The following is a 7,772-nucleotide window of genomic DNA, read 5'->3' on the forward strand; positions in this document are numbered from 1 at the left end:
TCTTCATCGACTTCGACGGCACGGTCAGCTGGGACGGCGTGGCCCTGGCCGGCATGCCGGCCGTCGAGGCCAAGCTGCAGGAAGTGGCCAACGAGCCCGACCAGTCCGAAGTCCACATCAAGCCGAACAAGCTGGTGGACTATGGCGCCGTCGCTGCCGTGATGGCCTCGGCCCAGCGCCTGGGTGTCAAGAAGATGGGCATGGTCGGCAACGAGCAATTCGTCAAGTGACCGCCATTGCGTTTTGAATGACGCGCCACCCGCGAGGGCGGCGCGTCTTTTAGTTTGCAGGAGAGCAAAAGATGAAACTGAAGAAGACTCTGGCCCTGGCAGCCTTCGGTGCCGCGGCCCTCGTGTTGGGCGTGTCGCCGGATGGCGAGGTCGGCTTCACGCAGGCGCAGGCCCAAGCCGAGTCGGTGCGCCCCGAGGTGGGCAAGCACCTGAAGGATGCGCAGACCCTGTACAAGGCCGGCAAGTACAAGGAAGCACTGGGCAAGGTCCGTGATGCCGAAGGCGTCGCCGGCCGCACCGCCGCCGAGAACAACGCCATCGAAGGCATGCGTGTCGCGGCCGCTTCCGGCGCCGGCGATACCGAACAGATGGTCAAGGGTTTCGAGGCGCTGAGCGCCTCGGGCCGCCTGGGTGGCGCCGACAAGCTGCGCATGGAAGAGTCCATCGCCGGCACCTACCTGCGCAACAAGGACAACGCCAAGGCGCTGGCCTGGGCGCAGCGCTACTTCAAGGATGGCGGCACCAGCCCCTCGATGAAGCAGGTGCTGACCAGCGCCCAATACCTGTCCGGCGACATGACCGCCGTGATCCGCGACACGCAGGAAGAGATCGCCGCCGACGAGAAGGCCGGCCGCACGCCCTCCAAGGACAAGCTGAACCTGCTGCTCGGCGCCGCCCAGAAGAAGGGCGACTCCGCCGCCGAAGGCGTGGCGATGGAGAAGCTGCTCAACTACTACCCGAGCAAGGAACTGTGGGGCCAGGTGCTCGGCTCGCTGCCGCAGAAGAAGAGCTTCTCCGACCGCTTCACGCTGGACCTGTACCGCCTGAAGCTGGCGACCGGCAACATGAAGGACGCCAACGACTACATGGAGATGGCGCAGCTGGCCGCCCAGGCCGGCTATCCGGATGAGGGCAAGACCGTGGTCGAGAAGGGCGTGGCCGCCGGCGTGCTGGGGCAGGGCGCCGAAGGTGCCCGCCACAAGCGTCTGGCCGACCTGATGGCCAAGAAGATCGGCGAAGCCAAGGCCGGCCAGGCCGAGGCCGAGAAGCTGGCGAACGATTCGCGCAGCGGCGACCAGCTGGTGCAGCTGGGCCTGGCCTCCGCCTTCCGGGGCGATGCCGCCAAGGGCGCCAAGATGATCCAGGCCGGCATCGACAAGGACCAGCTGAAGCGTCCCGACGACGCGAAGCTCTACCTGGGCCTGGCGCTGTACATGGCTGGCGACGTGTCCAAGGCACAAGCCGCTTGGCGTGGCGTCAAGGGCAGCGATGGTGCGACCGATATCGCCCGCATCTGGATCGTCCAGTCGCGTAGCAAGAAGTGATCTTCAGGCTGCACAAGTAGGAAGAGGCCCTCTCGAGGGCCTCTTTTCATTTGTGCGAACGACGCGGCGCTGCTTACTTCGGTGCCAGCCGGATCGCGCCGTCCAGGCGGATGACCTCGCCATTCAGCATCTCGTTCGTGACGATCGCCTGCACCAGCTTCGCGTAGTCCTGCGGCGTACCCAGGCGCGAGGGGAAGGGCACGCCCGCCGCCAGCGCGTCCTGCACTTCCTGGGGCATGCCGAACAGCATCGGCGTGCCGAAGATGCCCGGGGCGATGGTCATGTTGCGGATGCCGTTGCGAGCCAGGTCGCGCGCGATCGGCAGCGTCATGCCGACAACGCCGCCCTTGGAGGCCGAGTAGGCCGCCTGGCCGATCTGGCCGTCGTAGGCCGCCACCGAGGCGGTGCTGATCAGCACGCCGCGCTCGCCGGTGGACTCGGGCTCGTTCCTGGCCATCGCTTCCGCGGCCAGGCGGATCATGTTGAAGGTGCCGATCAGGTTCACGTTGATCACCTTGGCGAAGGTCGCCAGCGGGTGGGCGCCGTCCTTGCCGACGGTCTTCACGGCCGGAGCGATGCCGGCGCAGTTGACCAGGCCCATCAGCTTGCCCAGCGACGCGGCCTTGGCGACCACGGCCTGGCCGTCCGCCTCCTGGCTCACGTCGGCCTTGACGAAGGCGCCCTTGATCTCCGCCGCGATGGCTGTGCCGCGCTCCTCGGCCAGATCGGCGATCACGACGGTGGCGCCGTTGGCGGCCAGCATGCGCGCCGTGCCTTCACCCAGGCCGGACGCGCCGCCGGTGACGATGAAAACCTTGCCTGCGATATCCATGATGAACAGTCTCCTCAGCTAACGGGTTACTTACGTTGACGTAAACGTCAATTGGCCGACATGATAAAGCCGCGACGAGCGCGGCTTGTGGTGGTCTAAGCGGAGCGGATCGAACTCAGCCCAGCGCCGCCAGGGCACGCGCGGTGATCTCGTCCACCGAGCCCACGCCTTCGATGCGGCGGTACTTCGGCGCATTGGCGTCGCCATTGGCGGCCCATTGCGAGTAGTAGTCGACCAGCGGGCGGGTCTGCGACTCGTACACCTCCAGGCGCTTCTTGACGGTTTCTTCCTTGTCGTCCTCGCGCTGGATCAGTTCCTCGCCGGTGGCGTCGTCCTTGCCTTCGGCCTTGGGCGGGTTGAACTTGGTGTGGTACGTGCGGCCCGAGGCCACGTGGACGCGGCGGCCGCTCATGCGCTCGACGATGGCGCTGTGAGGCACGTCGATCTCGAGCACATAGTCCAGCTTCACGCCGGCGGCCTTCATCGCATCGGCCTGGGGAATGGTTCGCGGGAAGCCGTCGAACAGGAAGCCCTTGGCGCAGTCCGGCTGGGCGATGCGTTCCTTGACCAGGCCGATGATGATGTCGTCGCTCACCAGGGCGCCCGAGTCCATCACCTTCTTCGCGGCCAGGCCCAGTTCGGAACCGGCCTTGATCGCGGCACGCAGCATGTCGCCGGTGGAGATCTGCGGAATTCCGAATTTTTGGCAGAGGAAGGCAGCTTGAGTGCCTTTGCCGGCGCCGGGAGCGCCCAGAAGAATCAATCGCACGGGAAGTGTCTCCTCAATATAAAAAAGGGCAGAGACCAGCTGCTCTCACGCCCTTGTCAACTGCGGGCGAGGATAGCATGTGTCATCAATCACGAAACTTACGCCCGGAGCCGGTAATCCGCTCCGAACACAGCGCAATCGCGGGCTTCGCTGCGGCTCGGTTCAACCGGCGGCCTGCAGCAGCGCACGCACGCGCTCGAGGTCCTGCGGGGTATCCACGCCGGGTCCCGGGCGCTCTGCGCTCACATGCACCGCAATGCGCTCGCCGTGCCACAGCACGCGCAACTGCTCCAGCGACTCGATCTGCTCGAGCGGGCTGACCTCGAGCTGAGGGAAGCGGCGCAGGAAGCCGGCCTTGTAGGCGTAGAGCCCGACGTGGCGCAGCGCGCTGCCGGGCTTGGGGCCGCTGCCGTCGCGCCACCACGGGATCGGAGCGCGGGAGAAGTACAGGGCCAGGTCTTGCCGGTCGGTCACGACCTTGACCACATTGGGGTTGGCGAATTCCTCAGCGCTGTCCAGGTCGTGGGCGACGGTGCTCATCACGCATTGCGGGCGCTCGCGCAGCAGGCGCGCGCAGGCGTCGATCATCGTCGGCGCGATCAGCGGCTCGTCTCCCTGCACGTTGACGACCAGGTCCTCGCCGTCCAGGCCCAGCAGGTGGCAGGCCTCGGCGAGGCGGTCGCTGCCGGACGGGTGGTCGGTGCGGGTCATGACGGCCTCGACGCCGTGCACCGCGCAGGCGGCACGGACCTCGTGCGAATCTGTTGCGACGACCACCCGCGCGGCCTGCGACAGGGCCGCGCGCTGGGCCACGCGCACGATCATCGGCAGGCCGGCGATGTCCGCCAGCGGCTTGTTGGGCAGCCGGGTCGAGGCCAGCCGCGCTGGGACGATGACCGTGAAGCTCATATGTCTTGCCCCTCGGGCGAGTACGCCCGATCCCCCGAGGGGATGCGAGCTTGCCTGGGGCGGCCCGGCGCTGCGCTCATGGGCCGTCGGCGTCCGGCTCGACGGTGCGGGCCTCGGTGGCCAGCATCACGGGGATGCCGTCGCGCACCGGGAAGGCCAGCCGGTCGGCATGGCAGATCAGTTCGCGGCCGGTCTCGGTGCGCAGGTGTTCCAGCGGGCCCTTGCACAGGGGGCAGACCAGCATGTCGAGCAGTCGGTTGTCCATCGGGGAGGAGGATGTCTAGGCGGCGGGCAGCAGCAGGCGGGCGAGATGCCCGTCCAGCGCCCGCTCGAATTCGGGTTCGGGGTGGAAGTCTAGCGTGACGACCCAGACGCGGGTCGTTCCGCAGCGGGCCGGGTCGACCTTGACGGCGTCCTTTTCGGTCAGCAGCACGTCCGGCGTGCCAGGCGGCCAGGGCAGGGTGGCGAAATCGTGATGGTCGGGCAGCGGCAGCGGTTCGATCGTCGTCAGGCCCTCGGCGCGCAGCATGTCAAAGAAGCGCTGCGGCTGGGCCATGCCGGCGGTGGCGATGAGCGGCCGGCCCCGCAGCGCGTGCAGCTGGTCCAGGCGCGCCGGTCCGCCTCGCCACCAGTCGCCCAGTTCCACCGCACCCGACAGGCGTCGCCCTGCCAGCGCGCCGGGCAATGCGGTGCTGGGCGCCGCTGCGTTGTAGAGGACCAGTTCCTGCGGCCCGAGCCGCGTGCGTGCGGGCTCGCGCAGCGGTCCGGCGGGCAGCAGGCGGCCGTTGCCGATGCCGCGTTCGTCGAAGACGAGAATGGACAGCGCGCGCGGCAGCCTCCAGTGCTGCAGCCCGTCATCGCTGAGCAGCAGTTGCAGGTCGGGATGGGTGGCGAGCAGCGCCCGCGCCGCAGCCACCCGGTCGCACCCGACGGCCACCGGCACGCCGCCGCGCAGCCGGATCAGCAGCGGCTCGTCGCCGGCCTCGGCGGCGCTCGACCGCGGCGTGACCTCGCGTACCGCCGCCTCGTCCGCGCGCCCGTAGCCGCGCGAGATCACGCCGGCGCGGATGCCGCGCGTCTTCAGTAGCGCGAGCAGGGCCAGCGTCGTCGGCGTCTTGCCGGCGCCGCCGACGATCCAGTTGCCGACGACGACCACCGGCACCGGCAGCACCTCGGTCTTCAGCCAGCCCAGCCGATAGAACAGGCGCCGCAGCCGCAGCAGCGCGCCGTAGACCGCGGCCACCGGCAGCAGCAGCAGGGACAAGGGCCCGCCCGAGATCCACTCGCGCTGCAGGCGCTGCGCCAGCGCCACCCTTCAGTGCCCCGTGCTGGTCTGTGCCGCGAAGGTCAGGTGCGAGAGGCCGGCGCGGCGCGCCGCGTCCATCACGTTGACGACCGACTGGTGCGCACTGGCGGCATCGGCCGAGACGACGATCATCGCGTCCGACTTGCCGCCCGAGGCCTGCGTCAGCGCCGCGGCCAGCATCTCGACCGAGCGGCCCTCGACCGCGTTGCCACCCACGACGTAGCGGCCATCGGCCGACACGGCCACGACGATCTCCGCCGGCCGTTCCTTGAGCTTGTCGGCATCGGCCACCGGCAGCGAGACCTGCAGCTCGGTGAACTTCGAGTAGGTCGTCGACAGCATCAGGAAGATCAGGATCACCAGCAGCACGTCGATGAAGGGGATCAGGTTGATCTCCGGCTCCTCGCTGCGGTGGTGGCGGCGGAACTTCATGGCGTGGTGAAGCGCAGCAGCTGGCCCAGCAGGCGGTCGCTGGACTGTTCCAGCTCCAGCACGTACTCCTCGACCCGGCCGCGGAAGTAGCGGTAGAACATCAGCGTCGGGATCGCGATGATCAGGCCGAAGGCAGTGTTGTAGAGCGCGATCGAGATGCCGTGGGCCAGCAGCGTCGGGTTGCTGCCGCCGGGCGCCTGGCTGCCGAAGATCTCGATCATGCCGACGACCGTGCCGAGCAGGCCCAGCAGCGGCGCGGCGGTGGCGATGGTGCCCAGCGTGTTCAGGTAGCGCTCCAGCTGGTGCACGGCGCGGCGGCCGGCCAGCTCGAAGACCAGGCGCAGCTTGTCCTCGGCGATGTTCGGCTCGGCGGTCGCGGCGCGCAGGCCAGAGGCGAGCACCTGGCCCAGGACAGAGTTTTCGGCGAGGCGGTTGACCATGTCGGGCGTCGGCACATGCTGGCTGGTGACGCCCAGCACTTCGTCCAGCAGCCGGGGCGGCGCCACGCGGCTGGTGCGCAGGCTGGTGAAGCGCTCGATCACCAGCGCCAGGGCAACGACGGAACACAGGAGCAGAGGCCAGATCGGCCAGCCGGCCGCTTGTATGATCGAAAACAAGGACAACCCCCGTCGAAGTATTGGGTGGAATCGTGCCCCGCACGGCCAGCCCGGCCGCCAGGAATTGCGCGCGATTATGGCCTGAAGCCGCAGCCCCATCGGGACAGGCTTGCCCGGTACGACAGGGCTCCGCAAACGACCTTGAAACAATCCACTTCCGCTGTGGATAACTTTGTGGGCAAGCCGCTTCCGGCCGAGGCCCGAGCCCGAAAAATCAGCGGCCTGAACAATTTGCCTAATTCTTGAGCAGGACAAAAGGACTTGAAAAACAAGCGCTTGTGTGCGTATGACGGCACCGTGACAGCCCGAACGGCCCGCCAGCCCAGTATTGGCGCGGCTGTGGAGTTCTCGACCCGCTTGGGGCCTGGGTTTGCGCATGGTTGAGCCCTGGCAGGCCCCATCGCAGCGTGTGGTCTGGTCCGTCGCGGGCCTGCTGGCTGCGCTGTCGGACAGCATCGCCGCACGCTTCGGCGCGGTGACCCTCAGCGGTGAGATCTCGGGCTTCACGCGGGCCGGCAGCGGCCACTGCTACTTCAGCCTGAAGGACGCCGACGGCCAGCAGGCGACGCTGCGCTGCGCGATGTTCCGCCGCGCTGCGGGCCTGGTGGATTTCGCGCCGCGCGACGGCGCGCTGGTCGAGGTGCGCGGCCGGCTGGACCTGTACGCGCCGCGCGGCGAACTGCAGTTCATCGTCGAGGCGATGCGCCGCGCCGGTGCCGGCGCGCTGTACGAGCAGTTCCTGCGGCTGAAGGCGCGGCTGGAGGCCGAGGGCTGGTTCGATGCGGCGCGCAAGCGGCCTCTGCCGGCGTTTCCGCTGAGGCTTGGCGTTATCACTTCAACGGCCGGAGCGGCGCTGCACGACGTGCTCACCGCGCTGGAGCGCCGCGCGCCCCATGTCGAGGTGGTGGTCTACCCCAGCCTGGTGCAGGGCGAGCAGGCGCCGGCTGCGCTGGTGCAGGCGCTGGCCGTGGCGAACGAGCGTGCCGAGGTCGATGCGCTGTTGCTGGTGCGCGGCGGCGGCTCGCTGGAGGACCTGTGGGCCTTCAACGACGAACGCGTCGTGCGCGCGGTGGGCGAATCGGCGCTGTCGGTCGTCTGCGGCGTCGGCCACGAGACCGACGTGACGCTTTGCGACCTGGCTGCCGACCTGCGCGCGCCCACGCCGACTGCCGCCGCCGAGCTGGCCTCGCCCTCGCGTCGCTCGCAGCTCGAATTGCTGGACGTGCTGGAACGCGGCCTGACGCGCCAGTTGCGCTCGCGCCTGGATGCCCAGGCCCAGCGCCTGGACCGGGCCGGCATGCGGCTTGCTCGCCCGAGCGACACCCTGGCGCGCCAGCAACGGCGGTTGGCGG

The 7,772-nt window shown here is 68.8% G+C and carries 10 protein-coding genes; 3 read left to right on the forward strand and 7 right to left on the reverse strand.

The window, feature by feature from the left end:
- Together B0W88_RS27595 and B0W88_RS27600 are read left to right on the forward strand one after the other, a co-directional pair.
- Nucleotides 1–230: biopolymer transporter ExbD (locus B0W88_RS27595; RefSeq protein WP_198937957.1), on the forward strand; the 230-nt coding region annotated here is incomplete at its 5' end.
- Nucleotides 231–301: 71 nt separating this feature from the next.
- Complete coding sequence (locus tag B0W88_RS27600) at nucleotides 302–1,555, forward strand: hypothetical protein (protein ID WP_083749112.1); 1,254 nt, start codon at nucleotides 302–304, stop codon at nucleotides 1,553–1,555.
- 73 nt (nucleotides 1,556–1,628) lie between these two features.
- On the opposite strand, the gene B0W88_RS27605 is transcribed toward B0W88_RS27600, so the two are convergent.
- From B0W88_RS27605 to B0W88_RS27635, 7 genes are all read right to left on the reverse strand, one after another.
- Nucleotides 1,629–2,387, reverse strand: a complete 759-nt coding sequence (locus B0W88_RS27605; RefSeq protein WP_077037771.1) for a 3-hydroxyacyl-CoA dehydrogenase — start codon at nucleotides 2,385–2,387, stop codon at nucleotides 1,629–1,631.
- 115 nt (nucleotides 2,388–2,502) lie between these two features.
- Nucleotides 2,503–3,156: an adenylate kinase gene (gene adk, locus B0W88_RS27610; RefSeq protein ID WP_077037772.1), complete on the reverse strand. Its 654-nt coding sequence runs from the start codon at nucleotides 3,154–3,156 to the stop codon at nucleotides 2,503–2,505.
- A gap of 162 nt (nucleotides 3,157–3,318) precedes the next feature.
- Nucleotides 3,319–4,065, reverse strand: a complete 747-nt coding sequence (gene kdsB / locus B0W88_RS27615) for a 3-deoxy-manno-octulosonate cytidylyltransferase (protein ID WP_077037773.1) — start codon at nucleotides 4,063–4,065, stop codon at nucleotides 3,319–3,321.
- Between the two features lie 76 nt (nucleotides 4,066–4,141).
- Nucleotides 4,142–4,330, reverse strand: a complete 189-nt coding sequence (locus B0W88_RS27620) for a Trm112 family protein (RefSeq protein WP_077037774.1) — start codon at nucleotides 4,328–4,330, stop codon at nucleotides 4,142–4,144.
- A 15-nt stretch (nucleotides 4,331–4,345) separates the two neighbouring features.
- On the reverse strand, nucleotides 4,346–5,377 hold the full coding sequence (lpxK, locus tag B0W88_RS27625; RefSeq protein WP_077037775.1) for a tetraacyldisaccharide 4'-kinase: 1,032 nt from the start codon (nucleotides 5,375–5,377) through the stop codon (nucleotides 4,346–4,348).
- A gap of 3 nt (nucleotides 5,378–5,380) precedes the next feature.
- Nucleotides 5,381–5,803, reverse strand: coding sequence for a biopolymer transporter ExbD (locus B0W88_RS27630; protein WP_077037776.1), 423 nt, complete (start codon nucleotides 5,801–5,803; stop codon nucleotides 5,381–5,383).
- Nucleotides 5,800–6,420, reverse strand: a complete 621-nt coding sequence (locus B0W88_RS27635) for a MotA/TolQ/ExbB proton channel family protein (protein WP_077037777.1) — start codon at nucleotides 6,418–6,420, stop codon at nucleotides 5,800–5,802. Before B0W88_RS27635 ends, B0W88_RS27630 begins: the two co-directional genes overlap by 4 nt.
- Nucleotides 6,421–6,796: 376 nt before the next feature.
- On the opposite strand from B0W88_RS27635, the gene xseA reads away from it, so the two are divergent.
- The coding region (xseA, locus tag B0W88_RS27640; RefSeq protein WP_083749114.1) for an exodeoxyribonuclease VII large subunit at nucleotides 6,797–7,772 on the forward strand (976 nt) is incomplete at its 3' end.

The sequence above is a fragment of the Pelomonas sp. KK5 genome (genome assembly GCF_001984095.1).
Taxonomy (GTDB): Bacteria; Pseudomonadota; Gammaproteobacteria; order Burkholderiales; family Burkholderiaceae_C; genus KK5.

Coding starts and splice junctions, on each gene's coding strand:
- B0W88_RS27630 (WP_077037776.1), bottom strand. CDS start 5,803: ATGAAGTTCCGCCGCCACCACCGCAGCGAGGAGCCGGAGATCAACCTG.
- B0W88_RS27605 (WP_077037771.1), bottom strand. CDS start 2,387: ATGGATATCGCAGGCAAGGTTTTCATCGTCACCGGCGGCGCGTCCGGC.
- B0W88_RS27620 (WP_077037774.1), bottom strand. CDS start 4,330: ATGGACAACCGACTGCTCGACATGCTGGTCTGCCCCCTGTGCAAGGGC.
- kdsB (WP_077037773.1), bottom strand. CDS start 4,065: ATGAGCTTCACGGTCATCGTCCCAGCGCGGCTGGCCTCGACCCGGCTG.
- B0W88_RS27600 (WP_083749112.1), top strand. CDS start 302: ATGAAACTGAAGAAGACTCTGGCCCTGGCAGCCTTCGGTGCCGCGGCC.